Here is an 18653-nt window from a genome sequence, read left to right on the forward strand (position 1 = left end):
GCGCTGGTGGTTCGGTGAACTCAGCGGTGGTCGAATTCCGCCGGACGCTTCTCGACGAAGGCGGTCATGCCTTCCTTCTGATCCTCGGTGGCGAACAGCGAATGGAAGACCCGGCGTTCGAAACGCAAGCCCTCGCCGAGGGTGGTCTCGAAGGAGCGGTTCACGGCTTCCTTGGCGATCATGACCGAGGGCAGCGACATGGCGGCGATGGTCTCGGCCACTTCGAGGGCGGTCGTGATCAGGTCGGCGGCCGGGACGACGCGCGAGACCAGGCCCGCGCGCTCGGCTTCCTCGGCGTCCATATTCCGGCCGGTCAGGATCAGGTCCATGGCCTTGGCCTTACCGACCGCGCGGGTGAGCCGCTGCGACCCGCCCATGCCGGGGATGACGCCGAGCTTGATCTCGGGCTGACCGAACTTGGCGGTGTCGGCGGCGAGCAGGATGTCGCACATCATGGCCAGCTCGCAGCCGCCGCCGAGGGCGTAACCTGCGACCGCGGCGATGATGGGCTTGCGGAAAGCGGTCAGCCGGTCCCAGCCGGCGAAGTGGTCGGCGAGGAACATGTCCATATAGGACTTGCTCTGCATCTCCTTGATGTCCGCGCCCGCCGCGAAGGCCCGATCCGAGCCGGTGAGGACGACGGCGCCGATCTCGCTGTCCGGTTCGAGCTCGTCGAGGGCGGCCGAGATATCGGCGCGCACCTGCGAGTTCAGCGCGTTGAGGGCCTTCGGCCGGTTGAGCGTGATCAGGGCGACGCGGCCCTTACGCTCCAGCAGAATGGTCTCGAAGTCGGGCCCGCCCGTCGCCCGGCCGCCACCCTCCACTGAATCGCTACGCGATGCAGCCATCATTGTTCTCCCTCGGATCGCTTGCGGATGTCGGTCACGATAGCGGAGAAGTCCTTGCCCGATTCCGTCTGGTTGAACCGGTTGTAGATCTCGGCGGCAAGCTGACCGATGCGGCCGTCGACGCCGTTGGCGCGCAGTGCGTTCGCGGCCAGGCCCAGGTCCTTGGTCATCAGGGCAGTGGCGAAGCCCGGTTGGTAGTCGTTGTTGGCCGGGCTCGCCGGAACGGGGCCGGGCACCGGACAGTAGCTGGTCAACGCCCAGGACTGGCCGGAGGCCGTGGAGACCACGTCGAAGAATTTCTCGTGCGTCAGGCCCAGTTTCTCGCCGAGCACGATGGCCTCCGACAGAGCGACCATGGAGATGCCGAGCAGCATGTTGTTGCAGATCTTGGCGGCCTGACCGACGCCGGAGTCGCCACAGTGCACCACCTTGCCGCCCATCACCGCCAGCACGTCGAGGCCGGCGGCGAAGGCCTCGGCCGTGCCGCCGACCATGAAGGTCAGCGTGCCGGCGGCGGCGCCCGCGACGCCACCGGAGACCGGCGCGTCCAGGACCCGATGTCCCGCTGCGACAGCACGTTCCGCGGCTTCTTTGGCGTCGGCGACATCGATGGTGGAGCAATCGATGAACAGCGTGCCGGGCTCGGCGGCGGGCAGCAGTTCCGCGTAGACGTCGAGGACGAGCTTGCCGTTGGGCAGCATCGTGATCACGATGTCCCGGTCCGTGGCGGCGGCCACGGCCGAATCCACCACCGTGGCACCGTCTTTGCGCGCCTGCTCCTGGGCGGCGGGCACCGGATCGAAGGCGAGCACGTCGTAGCCCGCCTCGACCAGGTTGGCGGCCATCGGGCCGCCCATGTGCCCCAGGCCCAGGAATCCGATTTTCTCCTTGCTCATTTGCCCAACCCCAGTTCCTTGTCACCCAATCCGGCGAAGTACGCGTCGACCCGCTCGTCGGTCACCTCGGCCAGTGTCGCGGGCGACCATTGCGGATTGCGGTCCTTGTCGATCACCTGGGCGCGGATGCCCTCGACCAGATCGTGCGAGGACAGCGAGGCGATGGAGACGCGGTATTCCTCGTTCAGCACCGCCTCCAAGCTCGGCAACTCACGCGCGGTACGCAGTGAACGCAGCGTCACCTTCAGGGCCACCGGCGATTTCGAGAGGATGTCGACCGCCGCCTGATTCGCCTCCGGCGCGTCGTGGGCACGCAACCGGGCGACGATCTCCTCGACGGTGCCGGCGCTGTAGCAGGCGTCGATCCAGCCCTGCTGCGCCGCGAGCACGGATTCCGGTGCGGCCGTGGCGAATTTGGCGATCGCGATCTCCGCGGTTTCGCCACGCAACGTATCCAGCAGAGCCGGAATGTTTTCCGAGGCCACGTAGTAGTCCGCGAAGCCGGCGGCGATGGCGTCGCCCGCGGTCATCCGCGCGGTGGTCAGCGCGACGTGCGTGCCGATCTCGCCCGGGGTGCGCGACAGCAGATAGGTGCCACCGACATCCGGGATGAAGCCGATCCCGACCTCCGGCATGCCGATCTTGGAGCGTTCGGTGACGATGCGGTGGCTGCCGTGCCCGGACAGCCCGACGCCGCCGCCCATCACGATGCCGTCCATGACCACCACGTACGGCTTGGGGTAGCTGCCGATCAGTGCGTTGAGGATGTACTCGTCGCGCCAGAACACGCCGGTCGGCGAATCCGCGCCCGCGGCGCCGGATGCGGCGTCTCGATGGATGGCGACGATATCGCCACCCGCGCACAGGCCGCGCTCGCCCGCGCCGGTGACGACGACCGTGCGGACCGCGTCATCGGTCGCCCAGGCCCGCAGCGCGGCCAGAATCTCCAGTGCCATCGCGTGATTGAGCGCGTTGATGGCCTTGGGCCGGTTCAGCGTGATCAGGCCGAGCCCGTCGCGCTTGTCGATAAGAACCTCTGTCATGCCGCTCCTACCACTGAGCGGGCGACAACCACCCGCATGATTTCGTTGGTGCCCTCGAGGATCTGATGCACCCGCAGATCCCGGACGATCTTCTCCAGCCCGTACTCGGCCAGGTAGCCGTAGCCGCCGTGCAGTTGCAGCGCCTTGTTCGCCACCTCGAAACCGGCATCGGTCGCGAACCGCTTCGCCATCGCGCACAGTTCGACCTTGTCCGGCGCGTCGGCGTCGAGCGCGGCCGCGGCCCGCCACAGTAGCGTTCGAGCCGCTTCCAGTTCGGTGCGCATGTCGGCGAGCTGGAACTGCAAGGCCTGGTTCTTCAGCAGCGCCTGCCCGAAGGCCGTGCGCTGAGCCAGGTACGGCACGGTCTTGTCGAGGGCCGCCTGCGCGCCACCGACCGAGCAGGCCGCGATATTGAGCCGGCCGCCGTTGAGGCCGTTCATGGCGATCCGGAAGCCGTCGCCCTCGGCACCGAGCCGATTGGCGGCGGGCACCCGGGCGTCCTGCAGAATCACCTGACGGGTGGGCTGCGCGTTCCAGCCCATCTTTCGCTCGTTCGGGCCGACCGACAGACCGGGCGTGTCCGCGGGCACGATGAACGCCGAAATACCGCGCGCCCCTTGTTCGCCCGTGCGCACCATCAGCACGTAGACGTCGTTGGCCCCGGCGCCGGAGATGAATTGCTTGACGCCGTTGAGGATGTAGTCGTCCCCGTCGCGCACCGCCTTGGCGCTCAGCGCAGCCGCGTCCGAACCGACGCCCGGTTCGGTCAGCGCGTAGCTGGCCAGCTGTTCCATCGAGGTCAACGACGGCAACCACCGGTTACGTTGCCGCTCATCGCCATAGCTGTCGATCATCCACGCCGCCATGTTGTGAATGGAGATGTAGGCGGCGATGGCCGGGCAGCCGGTGGCCAGCTGCTCGAAGATCCGCACGGCGTCGAGCCGGCGCAGGCCGGAACCGCCGACGTCCTCGCCGACGTAGATGCCGCCGAGCCCGAGCGGACCGGCCTTGCGCAGCACGTCTACCGGAAAGTGTTTCTGCTCATCCCATTCCAGCGCGTTCGGCGCCAGGAACTCGTCGGCGAAGCCGCGCGCGGTGTCGCGGATCGCCTTCTCGTCGTCGTCCAGATCGAACACTGCGGGTTCTCCTGTCGCTTCGTTCGTCCGGATCAGTCCATCGTCGGAATGACGAACGCGTTGGACTCCTTCATCCCGGACGGCCAGCGCTGGGTGACGGTCTTGGTCTTGGTGTAGAAGCGGATGGAATCCGGGCCGTGCTGGTTCAGATCGCCGAAGCCGGACCGCTTCCAGCCGCCGAAGGTGTGGTAGGCGATCGGCACCGGGATGGGCACGTTGATGCCGACCATGCCCACCTGGACGCGGGTCGCGAAATCCCGGGCGGTGTCGCCGTCGCGGGTGAAAATGGCGACGCCGTTGCCGTACTCGTGCTCATTGGCGAGCCGCAGACCCTCTTCGTAGTCCTTGGCGCGCACGATCGAGAGCACCGGGCCGAAGATTTCCTCCTTGTAGATCCGCATCTCGGCCGTGACATTGTCGAAAAGCGTGGCGCCGGCGAAGTAGCCGTCCTCGCCGCCTTCGACCGTCAACCCGCGACCGTCGATGACCAGCTCGGCCCCCTCATCGATGCCGAGCTGGACATAGGAGTTGACGCGGTCCACACCGTCGCGGCCGACCAGCGGGCCGAAGTCGGCGCCGGGGTCGTCGGAGCGGCCGACATTGAGCTTGTGCACGCGCTCGATCAGCTTCTCGCGCAGGCGATCCGCGGTCTCCGCGCCGACCGGGACGGCCACCGAGATCGCCATGCAGCGCTCCCCCGCGGAGCCGTAGCCCGCGCCGATGAGCTGGTCGGCGACATCGTCGAGATCGGCGTCCGGCATCACGATGGCGTGGTTCTTGGCGCCGCCGAAGCACTGGGCGCGCTTGCCGTTGGCCGAGGCGGTCTCGTAGATGTACTGCGCGATCGGCGTCGAGCCGACGAAACCGACCGCCTTGATGCGCGGGTCGTGCAGCAGCGTGTCGACGGCTTCCTTGTCGCCGTTGATCACGTTGAACACACCGGCCGGCAGACCGGCTTTCAGGAACAGTTCGGCCAGGCGCAGCGGCACCGAGGGATCGCGCTCGGACGGCTTGAGGATGAAGGCGTTGCCGGTGGCCAGCGCGGGCCCGGCCTTCCACAGCGGGATCATGGCCGGGAAGTTGAACGGGGTGATGCCCGCGACCACACCGAGCGGCTGCCGCATGGAGTACACGTCGATGCCGGTACCGGCCGATTCGGTGTACTCGCCCTTGAGCAGATGCGGGATACCGCAGGCGAATTCGATCACCTCGAGGCCGCGCTGGATATCGCCCTTGGCGTCGGCGATGGTCTTGCCGTGCTCGGAGGAGAGCAGCGCGGCCAGCGAATCCATCTCGTCCTGCACCAGGGTCAGGAACTTCATCAGCACGCGGGCCCGCTTCTGCGGGTTGAACGCGGCCCATTCCCGCTGCGCCACTTCGGCGTTCGCGATCGCCGCCTCGACCTCGGCTTTGCTCGCGAGCGGCACCCGGGCTTGCACCTGGCCGATATTCGGATCGAACACGTCGCCGAAGTTGCCGGAGGTGCCGGGGACGTGCCGCCCACCGATGAAGTGCGTGAGTTCGCGAACCATGCCAGTCCTGTCTCGTGTGATAGACGCTGTTCAGCCCGGTACGACTGATCTGCGGCCATCCTATAGTTGGACATCCAAGTAAATAGCCAGAGTGTGACCGATCACACGCGAGGCCTACCGATGCGCGTCCGCTGGCGGAGTGACGCACACCACCGTAGGATTAGTTGGACGTCCTAGTATCGGACGCAACGCACCCCCGGAGGCATTCGTGGCCGACCTGTACCAACCCCAGCACCCCGTCCGGTTCGTCACCTCGGCGGCCCTGTTCGACGGACACGACGCGGCCATCAACATCATGCGGCGCATTCTCCAGGCCCAGGGCGCGGAGGTGGTGCATCTGGGGCACAACCGGGCGGTCAGTGAGGTCGTGGACGCGGTGCTCACCGAGGACGTCCAGGGCGTCGCGGTCAGCTCGTATCAGGGTGGGCATGTCGAGTACTTCGAGTACCTGGCGGAGGCGTTGCGCACGGCCGGCGCCGGGCACGTGCGGATCTACGGTGGCGGCGGCGGGGTGATCGTCGCCGAGGAGATCACGCGGCTCGCCGCGGCCGGAGTCACCATCTTCTCCCCCGAGGACGGGCAGCGACTCGGGCTGCCGGGGATGATCAATCAGCTGATCCGGGATTGCGATCAGGATCTGGCCCAGCAGCCCCCGGCGCTGGACGGCGTGCTCGCCGGGGAACGCCCCGCGCTGGCACGGGCGATCACCTGCCTGCAGCAGGACACGTTGCCCGCCCCGGATCGTCAGGCACTCGACGACGCGGCGGCCGCGCGCACCGTGCCGGTCCTCGGCATCACCGGCACCGGCGGCTCCGGAAAGTCCTCGCTCACCGACGAATTGGTGCGCCGACTGCGTTCGGATCAGCAGGACAAGGTACGCGTGGCCATTCTGGCGGTGGATCCGACGCGACGACGCGGTGGCGGCGCGCTGCTCGGCGACCGGATCCGGATGAACGCGCTCGACGGCGACCACATCTTCTTCCGATCGCTGGCCACCCGGGGTGGACGCGAGTTGCCGGAGAACATCGACGGCATCGTGAACGCCTGCAAGGCAGCGGGTTACGACCTGGTCGTCCTGGAGACGCCCGGGATGGGCCAGGGCGACGCGGCGGTCACCGAGCACGTCGATGTGTCGCTGTATGTGATGACGCCCGAGTTCGGCGCGGCCTCCCAGCTGGAGAAGATCGACATGCTGGATTACGCGGACGCGGTGGCGATCAACAAGTTCGAGCGTCGCGGGGCGGCCGACGCGCTGCGCGATGTCTCGCGGCAGTTGGTGCGCAATCGCGAGGACTTCAGCGCGAAGCCCGAGGACATGCCGGTTTTCGGCACCAGCGCGGCGACTTTCAACGACGATGGGGTGACGGCGCTCTATCAGCATCTGGCCGGGTTGCTGGCCGAGCACGGTCTGCCGTTGGAGCCGGGAGTGCTGCCCCGGGTGAACACCCGCGCGTCCACCCGATTCGCGCAGATCATTCCGCCCGCACGGGTGCGCTATCTGGCCGAGATCGCGGAGGCGGTACGCGACTATCACGCCGAGACGGCACGTGGTGTGCTTGCCGCACAACGGGTTCAGCGTTTGGAATTGGTGGCTTCGGAGCTGCCGGGGAACACGGAGCTGGCCGACCTGCTGGACAAGGCGCGCACCGAGCTCGGTGCCGCAGATGCCGAATTGATCGCGCAGTGGCCCGCCTTGGCCGAGTCCTATCGCGGTGACGAGCAGGTCATCCAGGTGCGGGACAAGGAGATTCGGACCTCGCTGCGGCGCGAAACGCTCTCCGGTAACAGTATTCCCCGGGTCGCGCTCCCCCGGTTCACCGATCATGGTGACCTGCTGCGGTTCCTGCGTTCGGAGCATCTCCCGGGCCGATTCCCGTTCACCGCGGGAGTCTTCCCGTTCAAGCGAGATGGCGAGGACCCCGCGCGCATGTTCGCGGGCGAAGGAGATCCGTTCCGGACCAACCGCCGCTTCAAGGTGCTCAGCGCGCATTCCGATGCGAAAAGGCTGTCCACCGCGTTCGATTCGGTGACGCTCTACGGCCACGACCCGGCCGAACGACCCGATATCTACGGCAAGGTCGGTACGTCCGGGGTGTCGATCGCCTCGCTCGAGGACATGAAGGCGCTCTACGACGGATTCGACCTGACCGCGCCGTCGACCTCGGTTTCGATGACGATCAACGGTCCCGCCCCGACGATCCTGGCCTACTTCCTCAACACCGCGATCGACCAAGCGCTGGACCGGTTCACCGCCGCGGCGGGGCGGGAACCCACGGCGACGGAGGCGGCCGAGATCCGGGCGCGCACCCTGGCCACCGTGCGCGGCACCGTGCAGGCCGACATTTTGAAGGAGGACCAGGGCCAGAACACCTGCATCTTCTCCACCGAGTTCAGCCTCCGGATGATGGCCGACATCCAGGAGTGGTTCGTGCGCAACAGCGTTCGCAACTTCTACTCGGTTTCGATCTCCGGCTATCACATCGCCGAGGCCGGGGCGAACCCCATCAGTCAGCTGGCCTTCACCCTCGCCAACGGATTCACCTACGTCGAGGCGTATCTGGCGCGCGGCATGCACATCGACGACTTCGCGCCGAACCTGTCGTTCTTCTTCTCCAACGGCATGGATCCGGAGTACTCGGTGATCGGCCGCGTGGCCCGGCGCATCTGGGCCATCGCCATGCGAGATCGCTACGGCGCCAATGATCGTTCGCAGAAGCTGAAGTATCACATCCAGACCTCCGGCCGGTCGCTGCACGCGCAGGAGATGAACTTCAACGACATCCGCACCACCCTGCAGGCGCTCATCGCCATCTACGACAACTGCAACAGCCTGCACACCAACGCCTACGACGAAGCGGTCACCACACCCACCGAGGAATCGGTGCGCCGCGCGCTCGCGATCCAGCTGATCATCAATCGCGAGTGGGGCATCGCCATGAACGAGAACCCTTTGCAGGGCAGCTTTCTCATCGAGGAGCTCACCGACCTGGTCGAGGAAGCCGTGCTGCTCGAATTCGAACGGATCAGCGAACGCGGTGGCGTGCTGGGCGCCATGGAGACCGGCTATCAGCGCGGCAAGATCCAGGACGAGTCCATGCGGTACGAACAGCGCAAGCACGACGGGTCGCTGCCGATCGTGGGAGTCAACACCTTCCGCAATCCGCACGGCGAACCGCAGCACGTCATCGAACTGGCGCGCGGCACCGAAGCGGAAAAGCAGTCCCAGCTGCAACGGGTCCGCGATTTCCAGAACCGGCATCGCGATCCCGCCCATCGGGCGCTGGCCCGGCTGGAATCCGTGGCCCGTACCGAGGACAACATTTTCGAGGTCCTGATGGACGCCGCGCGCGTCTGCACACTGCAGCAGATCACGGACACGTTCTTCCGCGTCGGCGGCCAATACCGGCGCAATGTCTGAGGCCACTGTGTGACAATCGCCGAAGTCAAGGGCTTTCGGTGCGGTAGGGATGAAAAGATATGGATCTCGCGGAAATTCGGATCATCGACACGCATGTGCATCTGTGGGACCCGTTCACCACACCCCGAAAATTCGGGGGCACCGCCAAACTTTCCCGCTACCTGCCGATTCCGGTGGATGTCGCGAAGAAGCTCGCCCCGAAGCGGGACCTCGAGTTCACCGGTGACCCGACCGTGTATCTGAGCAAATACCTGCCGCCGGACTATCGGGCCGACGTGGCCGACGTATCGATCGACCACTTCATGCACATGGAAGTCGAGTGGGCCGGAAAGGGACCGCTGGCCAAGGCCGACGAGACGAAGTGGCTCGCGAATCTGCCCACGCCGGACGGACTACCGCTGTGCGGGATCATCGGTAGCGCCGACCCCGCGGCCGATCGATTCTCCGAGTTGCTCGACGCGCACCAGGCGGCCTCGCCCCTGTTCCGGGGTGTCCGCACCATGGTCGGTCACCATCCCGATCCGGGCGTCCGGTCCTTCTGCAAGGTCGAAAAAGCCCTCACCGCACCGGCTTTCCTGGACGGCTTCGGGCATCTGGCCGAGCGGGGGCTCTCCTTCGACGCCTGGGTCTACTCGCACGCGCTTCCCGATGTCACGGCGCTGGCCAAGCGGTACCCCGAGGTGACGATCATCATCGACCATTTCGGCACGCCCGCCGGCATTTTCGGTCCGGTCGGCAAACACACCGGCAGCAATCCGAGTATGCGCCGGGAGCTGTTCCTCCGCTGGCGCGACGATTTCGCCGAGCTGGCCGGCAATGCCAACGTCGTCGCCAAGTGCAGTGGCGCGATGATGCCGATCCTCGGTCATCCCGTGCCGCCGCGCGGCACCTCGACCTCGGTCGAGGAACTGCTCGACCGGATCGGGCCGCTGGTGGAACACGCGCTCCAGGTCTTCGGTACCGAGCGGATGCTGTGGGGCTCGAATTTTCCGCTGGACAGGGCAATCACCAGCATCGCCAACGGTGTGCGGGCCATCGCCGAGGCGGTGACCGGGAACGGCGGTGGACAGGCCGAGCTCGAGCAGGTCTTCCGCGGAACCGCGCAGCGGGTGTACCGGCTGGCGCTCTAAGCCACCAGCGGAGTCACCAGCAGCCACAGCACACCGCTGATCAGGACCAGGTTGGCCCAGAAAAGCGTGGCCAGGACGATCTCGGTGCACAAACGTTTGTGCGGGACTACCTCGGTGCCCCAGGTGGATTGGTTGTCGGCCAGCTCCACGACGCTGAAATAGACACCCCAGAGCAGGATTTGATGGCCGGCGCAGAGCAAGGCGAGCAGGCGCGCGCCGATGCTCGGGCCGGGCACGAGTAGGAAGGCGGAAAGCACCGCCAGGAACGTGCCGGACAGCAGGATCGCGAGCCAGGGCGCGGCGTACTCGAACACCCGATGCCACAGGGTGGCGAGACGTCCGGGACGGTGCCGGAGCATGGCTCCAGTGTGCGCGCGGATCGGTGCGCGCGGAACGAATTGCAGGTCAGCGGACCGTGGCGGCGGCGAGTTGCGCGCTGAGGGTGGCGCGAGCCGTGGCCAGCGACGGGCCGTACCAGGTGAGGGCGCGGCCCTCGACCAGCGCCACCGGGATATCGGGAAAGGCGTCCGGACCGTCGGTTTCGGTGAAGACGTACGGTTCGTCGGGGAGCACGGCGAGGTCGATGCCGCGGGTGAGTTCGTGCTCGGCGAGGCGGGGATACCGGTCGGGGCGGTTCGCATGCACCAGTTCCAGGCCGAGGCGGCGGGCCAGGTCCGCGGTGAAGGTGTCGCGGCCGACGACCATCCACGGGTTGCGCCAGATCGGGATCACGGCCCTGCGGACCGGGGCGGCGGCCGGGGCGGCCCAGACCTGCTCGGATTCGCTGAGCCAGGCGGGGATATCGACGCCCAGGGCGACGGTGCACAGCCGGGCGAGCGACGCGAGCGCCTCGTTCACGGACTCGATCTTGGTGACCCACACCGGAATTCCGGCCTCGCGCAAACGGTCCACATCGATGCGGCGGTTCTCCTCCTGATTGCACAGCACCAGGTCGGGAGCCAGTTCGATGACGCGGCGGACATTCGGGTTCTTCGTGCCGCGGACCCGCTCGACCGCGAGACCGGCGGGGTGCGTGCACCATTCGGTCGCGCCCACCAGGACGTCCGGACAGGTCAGCGCCACCGACTCGGTGAGCGAGGGCACCAGGGACACCACCCGGCGCACCGGCTCGGTGAGCGGGACCGCACCGCCCAGATCGTCCGGCGCCCACCTGGCCTGCCGGGAGCTCATGCCAGAATCCGCGCGCAGAGCACCCGAAGTCGCTCGGGCGGCAGTTCCGGCATGATGTTGCCCGCACCGAGCACGAGCAAGTAGAGGATCTGCGCGGTCTGTTCGGCGTCGGCCTCGGGATAACCGCACTCCAGCAGCAGCTCGCGCAGGAACCCCAGGCGGGCGGCGTCGACCCGCTCCTTGGCCGCGGCCGCCAACGGATCGTCCAAGGCCCAGGCGCGGATCGCGACTTCGAGGCGCGCGGGTTCCTCGTCGGCGAGCACCAGCTCGATCAGCAGTCGCAGCCGGGCGTGCGCGTCGAGTTCGGTGGCGGCCTGCACCTCCCGGATATAGCGCAGCGTATGCAGCTCCTCGAAGTACGCCAGCAGAGCCTGCTTGTAGCCCGACATGCTCGAGAAGTGGTGGTAGAACGACCCGGTACTCAGCCCGGCCGACGCGACCAGCTTGTCGATGGTGAGGCCGTGCGCGCCCGCGGTCCCGAGAATCGCGAGTCCGGATGTCAGCCATGAAGTCTTGCCCGCCACGCTGTCCAGCCTATAACATAACTTTTGTTCTGTTCTGAGAACCTGATCTTCTGGAGGTCGCGATGACCGCGATGACATCCACTCCCCACCGCACCATCGCCTGGGCCGGACCCGTACACACCGTGGGCGCGGGCCTGCTCGGCGCGATCGGCTTGGCGCATCTGCTGGTGGTGCACGCGTTCAACGGTCCGGACCCCGCCGGTGAAGAGGTCGTCAACGAACTGTCCCGGAACACCGCCGCGCCGCTGTTCGAAGGCGGACGGCAGGTCACCGTCTTCGGTCTCAACACCGGCTACAGCGTCGGAATGGGCCTGTGCGCCATGCTTTTCGGCGCGCTGGCCGTCGCCGCGGCGCGGCGTGCCCCGCAGTTGCTTGAGCGCTGGTCACTGTTCAATCTAGTGTGCACCGCCGCCGCGGCGGGCACCTGCTGGATCGCGTGCCTGTACTTCCCGGAACCGCCGATCGTGGCATCTGCCCTGGCCACAGCATGTTTCGCCGCCGTATTGGTCGCGGGGCCCAGCGCCAAGGACGGCGCAAGGGCAGCGAATGGACAGTAATCGGGCAGTTCCGCGGCCGGGTAGGCGGAGCACACTGAGACATGGCACCCGGCGTCGGGAAAGTCCCGGCCCGCATCGCACCGGGTAGGGATCCAGCCAGACAAAGCCCGGGAAGCGTAGTCGGCCCCGGCGCCGGGTGCCTGGCGAGCAATCACTTGCCCCGGTGAGTGCCTCCGCCATCCCACGGACGCCAGGTCCAACTGCCCGCATCGGGATCCGCAGACCTCGGATGCGCCGGGCCTGGCGTCCCGGGGATGGCCGGTCGGCGATTCGGCAGGACTCAGCGATTCAAGAGCTCATAGAAGCCGCGCAGTTCGCGCAGGCCCGCCGCGGCGGCGGGTTCGTCCTCACTACTCATGCGCAAGACGCGGCGCAACAGGGTGGGGTCCAGATCGTCCAGGGCGGAACGGAATTCGAGCTTCGGCAGGTCCGGTAGCACCGCGTTGTCGCCGTAGGGATCGGTGCTCTCGACCGGTTGCGGGTCACGTTCGATGCCCGCGATCAAGGTATCGAGATCCAAGCCGCGCAAGGTGAGAATTTCCCGGGGGCGCTCGTCGAGACGTTCGGCGAGCAGGTAGCAGACCGCGGCGACGTGTTTGCAGGGCCAGCCCGGGTCCGGGCAGGTGCATTCGAAATTCAGGTCGGCGGCGGTGGTCGGGAGCAGCAGCGGACCCAAGCCGGTGGGCAGGGCGCCCCCGGCGATGTCGGCGAGCATGCCCGGCGCGGTGCGGATGGTCTCGATCAGGATCTCCAGTTCCTCGTCCCGCAGGGGGCGGACGGTGAACACCGCGGTGAACGGACGCGGTTGGCTGCCTTGCACTTCCGCTGTCACGGCACCCGGCTGGATTCGGTAGCTCACCACCTGTCCGGAGCGGGCATAGGTGCGGCCCCGGGCCAGCCGCCCCGGTTCGGCCATCGCCTCCACGGCCTCGATCAGGGCCTTGCCCCACCAGGTGCGGCCGAAACCGCCACGGCGACTACGGGCTTCGACGCCGCCCCGGACCGGCAGCCGCTTGCCGTACTTGCTGAAATCGTCCACCGGGCTCATTCGCCGACCGCCTCCGCGCCGAGGGTGAACAGCTCGCGCAGTTCCTCGGTGCTCATCTCGGTGATCCAGTTCTCGCCCGTACCGACCGCCAGCTCGGCGAGATGCTTTTTGCCGTTGATCATCTCGTCGATCCGCTCCTCGATGGTGTCGACGCACACCAGCTTGCGTACCTGCACATTGCGCTGCTGGCCGATCCGGAAAGCCCGGTCGGTGGCCTGGTTCTCGACCGCGGGATTCCACCAGCGATCCAGGTGCACAACATGATTGGCGGCGGTGAGGTTGAGGCCGGTGCCACCGGCCTTGAGCGAGAGCAACATCAGCGGCGGCCCGTCGGCGGACTGGAAACGCTCGACCATGCTGTCGCGCCGCTTCTTCGGCACGCCGCCGTGCAGGAACGGGATCTCGGTGCCGAACCGCTCGACGAGGTAGGGGGCGATGATCTCGCCGAACTCGCGAAACTGGGTGAACAGCAATGCCTTCTCGCCATCCGCCAGCACCGATTCCAGCACGTCCTCGACCAGGGCGAGTTTGCCGGAGCGGTGGTTGCCGCGCAGCAGCACGCCGGAGCCGTCGCCCAGGAAATGCGCGGGATGGTTGCAGACCTGCTTGAGCCTGGTCAGCGCGCCGAGCACCGCGCCCTTGCGCGCCATGCCTTTCGCGCCCTTGATCTTCTCCAGCATGTCCTCGACCACCGCCTGATAGAGCGCGGCCTGCTCCACGGTGAGATTGGCGCGCACCGTGATTTCCAGCTTCTCCGGCAGATCCGAGATGACGGCGGGATCGGTCTTCACCCGGCGCAGCACGAACGGCTGGGTCAGGAAGCGCAGGCGGGAGATGGCGTTCTGATCCCGTTCGCGTTCGATCGGAACGGCGAAGCGGGCGCGGAAGGTCTGCGCCGTGCCCAGCAATTTGGGCTGCGCGAAATCGAGGATGGAGCGCAATTCCTCGAGGCGGTTCTCCACCGGGGTTCCGGTGAGCGCCAGGCGATGCCGGGCGGGCAGGGCGCGAGCCGCGCGGGCCTGCCGGGTGTTCGCGTTCTTGATGTGCTGGGCTTCGTCGAGCACGACGCGTTCCCAGGGCTGACCGCGGAATTGCTCGACGTCGCGAGCCAGCAGCGCGTAGGTGGTGATCACCAGATCCGCCTCGGCCACAGCGGCATCCAGCTCCGCGCCGGTGCGCCGGCCCGCGCCGTGGTGCACCAGCACCCGCAGGCCGGGGGCGAACTTCTCCGCCTCGCGCTGCCAGTTGCCGACGACGGACATCGGGCACACCAGCAGCGTCGGATTCGTGGGCTGATCCTCGGCGGCTTCGCGCTCGTGCAGCAGCAGGGCGAGGACCTGGATCGTCTTGCCCAAACCCATGTCGTCGGCGAGCACCGCCCCGCAACCCATGCGGTTCATGGTGGCCAGCCAGGCCAGACCGCGCTCCTGATAGGGGCGAAGCTGGGCCCGCAGACCGATCGGCGCGGCGACCGGCTCCGGATCATGCCGCCGATCCAGGATTTCCGCGGCCCAGCCGGTCGCGTTGACCTCGGTGACCGGAACCTGGGCCACGCGTCCGCTCGCCAGCTCGCCGAACATGTCGGCCAGCGTGATCGGGGTGTTGTCGGTATGGGCGGCGACGTAGCGGGCCGCGGCGGCAAGCACTTTGTGGTCGGCCTGCACCCATTCGCCGCGCAACTGCACCAGATCGGATTTCGAGCGCACCAGGCGCTCCATCTCGGCTTTGGTGAGGACGGTGTCGCCGAGCGCCAATTCCCAGCGGTAGGAGACCAGCCCACGCATGCCGACGGTGCTTTCGGCGGCGGGCACGGCACTCGAGACATCCAAGCGCATGGAGGGTTCGGTGATGTTCCAGGCGCGCGGCAACAGCAACTTGATGCCTGCCGCCCGCAGCGCGTGCGCACCGTGTTCGACCAGATCGGCCACCACCGCGGTGGGCAACAGCAGATCCATGGTGTGGCTGTCGGTGGGCAGATCCCGGAGCCGCGGATACGCCCGGCGCGCCTCGCCGAGCTTCTCGGCGGCGGTGTGCACCAGACTCGGATCACCGTGCAGCGGAACGGGAACCGGGGCCTCGCCCTCGGTGCGCAAACAGACCTCGAGCCGCCAGAGCGTGAGCTCCTCGTCGCCGTCGCCGTCCGGTTCCAGCAGGCGCAGCACCAGTTCGGGCTCGTCGACGGTGAGACTGGCCCGCCACCGCTCCAGCAACTCCGCGAGCTGATGGCTGCCGATCTCCAGATCCGTGTCCCCGACCAGGGCGGCCAGTAACGGATGGGTGGGTGCGGGTGCGTCGATGAGTTCGCTGACGATCGGGTCGGTGAGTTCGCCGACGAGGTTGTCGAGCAAGGCCGCCGGGCGGCCCGCGACCCGGAGCGCGGCGGGCATCGCCACCGCCAGTTCCGCCAGCCAGGCCCGCTGCCGTGCGCCGCCGATCAGCCGCCAGCGGACCCACCACTGGCCGTCTTCCCGGCGCAGTTCCGGCACCACCCGCCCGGCCCGCGCCCATCGTTCGATCCCGGCGGCGACGTGCGCGAGAAAGCGCAGATCCCCGGCAACCTCGGCGGCGGGCAGTCGCTGGCGCAGGACGGAGACCGCGGCGGACGGGGCCAGCGCGTGGGCCTGCACCTTCGTTCGCTCGCCGTCGAGGAGAACCTCGGCCCGGTGGCGCCACTTCGACGAACGCAGCACACTGCCCAGTGGGTCCGGCAAATCTCCGGGCGCCACCGCGTCGGTCCACAGCAGCAACCCGGAACCCGGTGACCACAGCCCGTGCAGCATCCGCCCATCCAATCAGGTGGCACCGACAGCTGCCAGGGCGCGTCCGGCGAATTCCGCGGACCCTGGCTTTCTGCGCCCGCACAGCACATAATTGAATATCCGCTGGTCATAGCATCAGAACCGCAACATCGCGGTAACCACCCAGCCTCAGAAAGGCAGGGCAGCAGCATGACGATTCTGCTCCAAGTTCTCGAGCAGAGCTTCACGCCGACAACTCCATGGGAGCGGCGCAAATTCACCTTCGTCGACGCCGGGAAGATTGTCGGCATGCGCCTGGACGGGCAGGCCGGCGTCTGGCTGGATCTGTCCCGCCCCGGTGAATCCCAGCGTCTGGCGCGCACACCGGCGGCGGGCGACGCCATCACCTTCCTGCTCACCACCTTCGCGAAGATCGCCGAATGCCAGGAGCGCGGCGGCTCATGGGTGATCGGGCACGACGGCTCGCGGCACCACACCATCGAGGCCACCCGGTTCCCGCCGCGCGCGGTCGAGTTGGCCGAAGACGAACTGCTGACCCGCGCCTGGCTGTAGCCGGGTCGATCGGCAACGCACGCTGGGCGTCCCGGAATGTCAGTGCAGACGAGTACAACTTGGTCCGTGCGCACAGGCATTCGACGGTGGCTGGTGGCGGCGTTCGTGCTCGCCGCGGTGGGCTGCGCCGAACTCGACGGCGCCCCCGTCGCGCCCGCGCCCGGCAGTCCCACCCGCATGCATGTCGAACAACTGCTCGCCTCGGTGCGGGTGATCGCGGAACGGCCGCACCCCGGCGGATACGAGCGGGGCTGTAAATCCGGACAGGCCTGCGTTTTCGGGGAGTCGTGGACCGACGACCACGACGGCCCCGGCGGGCACGACGGCTGCGACACCCGCAACAACGTGCTGGCCAAACAGCTCACGCAGGTCAGCTACCGGCCGGGCACGCGCGATTGCGTGGTCGTGTCCGGCGCCCTCGAGGATCCGTACACCGGGCAGAGCATCGGCTTCAGTAAGGACAACGCGCGCGAAATCCAAATCGACCATGTGTATGCACTGGCCGCCGCCTGGGACATGGGCGCGTCGATGTGGCCGGCCGAGCGGCGCGTGGCGTTCGCCAACGATGTCGAGGTCAATCTCCTGGCTACCGCCGCGGGCGTCAACCAGGCCAAGGGCGACAGCACCCCGTCGGAGTGGCTGCCGCCTGCCCGGGCCAATCACTGCTTCTACGCGGGCAAGTATTTGACGGTGGCGGTGCGGTACGACTTGCCGGTCACCGCCGCCGACAATGCGGCGCTGGCGGGAATCGCCCGCACCTGCCCATGATTCGGGCGACTCGTCTCGATCGCGACCAGGCGCTCGACGTCGTTGCCCCGCTACTCCGCACCGACCGCGACCGGGCGCTTGGGGTCGTTGTCCCCGCTACTCCACACCGACCGCGACCGGGCGCTCGAGGTTGTTGGACCCCACTGCTCCACACCGACCGCGACCTAGGCGCTCGAGGTTGTTGGACCGCCACTACTCCACACCGACCGCGACCCAGGCGCTCGTCGTTGAACCACCGCTACTCCGCGCCGACCGCGACCGGGCGCTTGGGGTCGTTGGACCACTGGGACCACGAGCCCGGGTACAGGGCCGCGTCGATGCCCGCGGTGGCGAGCGCGGCGATCTGATGGGCCGCGGTGACGCCGGAACCGCAGTACACGGCGACCGCGCCCGCGCCCAGGCTGGTGAAACGCTCGCGCAGCTCGTCGGCGGGGCGGAAACGTCCTTCGGCATCGAGGTTTTCGGCGGTCGGGGCGCTGATCGCACCGGGGACGTGGCCCGCGCGCGGGTCGATCGGCTCGGTCTCGCCGCGGTAGCGCTCTCCGGCCCGCGCGTCGAGAAGCAGGCCATCCCAGTTCGCCACCGCGTCGGCATCGACGACGGGCAGGTGGCCCGGACTCAAGTGGACGTCGCCGGTTCGCGGATCCGGCTCGGTGCCCTCGGTGAGCTCGCCGCCCGCCTTCTCCCAGGCGGGCAGTCCGCCGTCGAGGATGCGCACGTCGGCGACGCCCGCCCAGCGCAGCAGCCACCAGGCGCGGGCCGCCGCCATCCCGCCGGTAGCGTCATAGACGACCACCGCGTCACCCTCGCGGATACCCCAGCTGCGCGCGCACTTCTCCAGTCGCTCGATCTCGGGCAGCGGGTGCCGTCCCCGCGCGGGCGACGCCGGGGCGGCCAGTTCGGTTTCCAGATCGACGAAGATCGCGCCGGGAATGTGACCGTCCAGATAGTGCTGCGGGCCGTCCGGATCGCCCAGCGCCCAACGCACATCCAGTAACCGGACTTGGTTGTCGGCCAATGCTTTTCGAAGATCTTCCGGCGAAATCAGTACGGCGCCCAACCCAGCTCCTCGTGTCGAAGTCCTCGGAACCCCCACTGCTTATGCCCCGATGCTACGGCTCCGGTGGGGGCCTCGGGCCGGCACGGCGGAACCGGCACGCCACGTCGAGTGCCGGAGAGACAGCACCCGAAGACCAAGCGCCGGAGTCGATCACCACCTCCCGACCGAGCTGGACTGATGATTTCAGGCCA

General features: G+C 67.8%; 16 protein-coding genes. 5 read left to right on the forward strand and 11 right to left on the reverse strand.

Annotated elements, in window-relative coordinates; translation table 11 throughout:
- Window positions 1–20: 20 nt before the first annotated feature.
- Genes BJ987_RS00200 through BJ987_RS00220 form a run of 5 tightly spaced genes read right to left on the reverse strand, consistent with a single transcriptional unit; the run spans window position 21 to window position 5455 of the window.
- The gene (locus BJ987_RS00200) at window positions 21–848 is read right to left on the reverse strand and encodes an enoyl-CoA hydratase (RefSeq protein WP_209883519.1); all 828 of its coding nucleotides are present in this window, start codon (window positions 846–848) and stop codon (window positions 21–23) included.
- The gene (gene mmsB / locus BJ987_RS00205; RefSeq protein ID WP_209883521.1) at window positions 848–1744 is read right to left on the reverse strand and encodes a 3-hydroxyisobutyrate dehydrogenase; all 897 of its coding nucleotides are present in this window, start codon (window positions 1742–1744) and stop codon (window positions 848–850) included. Before mmsB ends, BJ987_RS00200 begins: the two co-directional genes overlap by 1 nt.
- A complete protein-coding gene (locus BJ987_RS00210; RefSeq protein WP_209883523.1) occupies window positions 1741–2787 on the reverse strand; it encodes an enoyl-CoA hydratase/isomerase family protein in 1047 nt (348 codons plus the stop codon). Before BJ987_RS00210 ends, mmsB begins: the two co-directional genes overlap by 4 nt.
- Window positions 2784–3923 (reverse strand): acyl-CoA dehydrogenase family protein, encoded by a 1140-nt coding sequence (locus BJ987_RS00215; RefSeq protein WP_209883525.1) that lies wholly within the window; start codon window positions 3921–3923, stop codon window positions 2784–2786. The genes BJ987_RS00210 and BJ987_RS00215 overlap by 4 nt, the downstream gene beginning before the upstream one ends.
- A gap of 32 nt (window positions 3924–3955) precedes the next feature.
- The gene (locus BJ987_RS00220) at window positions 3956–5455 is read right to left on the reverse strand and encodes a CoA-acylating methylmalonate-semialdehyde dehydrogenase (RefSeq protein ID WP_209883527.1); all 1500 of its coding nucleotides are present in this window, start codon (window positions 5453–5455) and stop codon (window positions 3956–3958) included.
- Between the two features lie 208 nt (window positions 5456–5663).
- On the opposite strand from BJ987_RS00220, the gene icmF reads away from it, so the two are divergent.
- Window positions 5664–8873: a fused isobutyryl-CoA mutase/GTPase IcmF gene (gene icmF / locus BJ987_RS00225; RefSeq protein ID WP_209883529.1), complete on the forward strand. Its 3210-nt coding sequence runs from the start codon at window positions 5664–5666 to the stop codon at window positions 8871–8873.
- A 59-nt stretch (window positions 8874–8932) separates the two neighbouring features.
- On the forward strand, window positions 8933–10003 hold the full coding sequence (locus tag BJ987_RS00230; protein WP_209883531.1) for an amidohydrolase family protein: 1071 nt from the start codon (window positions 8933–8935) through the stop codon (window positions 10001–10003).
- Here BJ987_RS00230 and BJ987_RS00235 read toward each other — a convergent pair.
- The 3 genes from BJ987_RS00235 to BJ987_RS00245 are packed head-to-tail and all read right to left on the reverse strand — an operon-like array spanning window position 10000 to window position 11718.
- Window positions 10000–10362, reverse strand: coding sequence for a hypothetical protein (locus tag BJ987_RS00235; protein WP_209883533.1), 363 nt, complete (start codon window positions 10360–10362; stop codon window positions 10000–10002). The two genes, BJ987_RS00230 and BJ987_RS00235, sit on opposite strands and share 4 nt — an antisense overlap.
- A gap of 46 nt (window positions 10363–10408) precedes the next feature.
- The gene (locus BJ987_RS00240) at window positions 10409–11194 is read right to left on the reverse strand and encodes a helical backbone metal receptor (RefSeq protein WP_245365748.1); all 786 of its coding nucleotides are present in this window, start codon (window positions 11192–11194) and stop codon (window positions 10409–10411) included.
- Entirely contained in the window at window positions 11191–11718 is a 528-nt protein-coding gene (locus BJ987_RS00245) for a TetR/AcrR family transcriptional regulator (protein ID WP_209883535.1), read from the reverse strand. Before BJ987_RS00245 ends, BJ987_RS00240 begins: the two co-directional genes overlap by 4 nt.
- Before the next feature lie 62 nt (window positions 11719–11780).
- Here BJ987_RS00245 and BJ987_RS00250 point away from each other — a divergent pair, with 62 nt between their 5' ends.
- The gene (locus BJ987_RS00250; RefSeq protein WP_209883537.1) at window positions 11781–12275 is read left to right on the forward strand and encodes an LIC_13387 family protein; all 495 of its coding nucleotides are present in this window, start codon (window positions 11781–11783) and stop codon (window positions 12273–12275) included.
- A 280-nt stretch (window positions 12276–12555) separates the two neighbouring features.
- Here the strand turns inward: BJ987_RS00250 and BJ987_RS00255 are convergent, their stop codons facing one another.
- Together BJ987_RS00255 and BJ987_RS00260 are read right to left on the reverse strand one after the other, a co-directional pair.
- On the reverse strand, window positions 12556–13323 hold the full coding sequence (locus BJ987_RS00255; protein WP_209883539.1) for an SWIM zinc finger family protein: 768 nt from the start codon (window positions 13321–13323) through the stop codon (window positions 12556–12558).
- Window positions 13320–16103, reverse strand: a complete 2784-nt coding sequence (locus tag BJ987_RS00260) for a DEAD/DEAH box helicase (RefSeq protein WP_209883541.1) — start codon at window positions 16101–16103, stop codon at window positions 13320–13322. The genes BJ987_RS00255 and BJ987_RS00260 overlap by 4 nt, the downstream gene beginning before the upstream one ends.
- 168 nt (window positions 16104–16271) lie before the next feature.
- Between BJ987_RS00260 and BJ987_RS00265 the strand changes: the two genes are divergently transcribed.
- The gene (locus BJ987_RS00265) at window positions 16272–16634 is read left to right on the forward strand and encodes a hypothetical protein (RefSeq protein ID WP_209883543.1); all 363 of its coding nucleotides are present in this window, start codon (window positions 16272–16274) and stop codon (window positions 16632–16634) included.
- A gap of 66 nt (window positions 16635–16700) precedes the next feature.
- On the forward strand, window positions 16701–17402 hold the full coding sequence (locus tag BJ987_RS00270; protein WP_307869377.1) for an HNH endonuclease family protein: 702 nt from the start codon (window positions 16701–16703) through the stop codon (window positions 17400–17402).
- A 238-nt stretch (window positions 17403–17640) separates the two neighbouring features.
- Here the strand turns inward: BJ987_RS00270 and BJ987_RS00275 are convergent, their stop codons facing one another.
- A complete protein-coding gene (locus tag BJ987_RS00275; protein ID WP_372446828.1) occupies window positions 17641–18462 on the reverse strand; it encodes a sulfurtransferase in 822 nt (273 codons plus the stop codon).
- Between the last annotated feature and the right edge of the window lie 191 nt (window positions 18463–18653).

This window comes from Nocardia goodfellowii, assembly GCF_017875645.1.
GTDB lineage: Bacteria > Actinomycetota > Actinomycetes > Mycobacteriales > Mycobacteriaceae > Nocardia > Nocardia goodfellowii.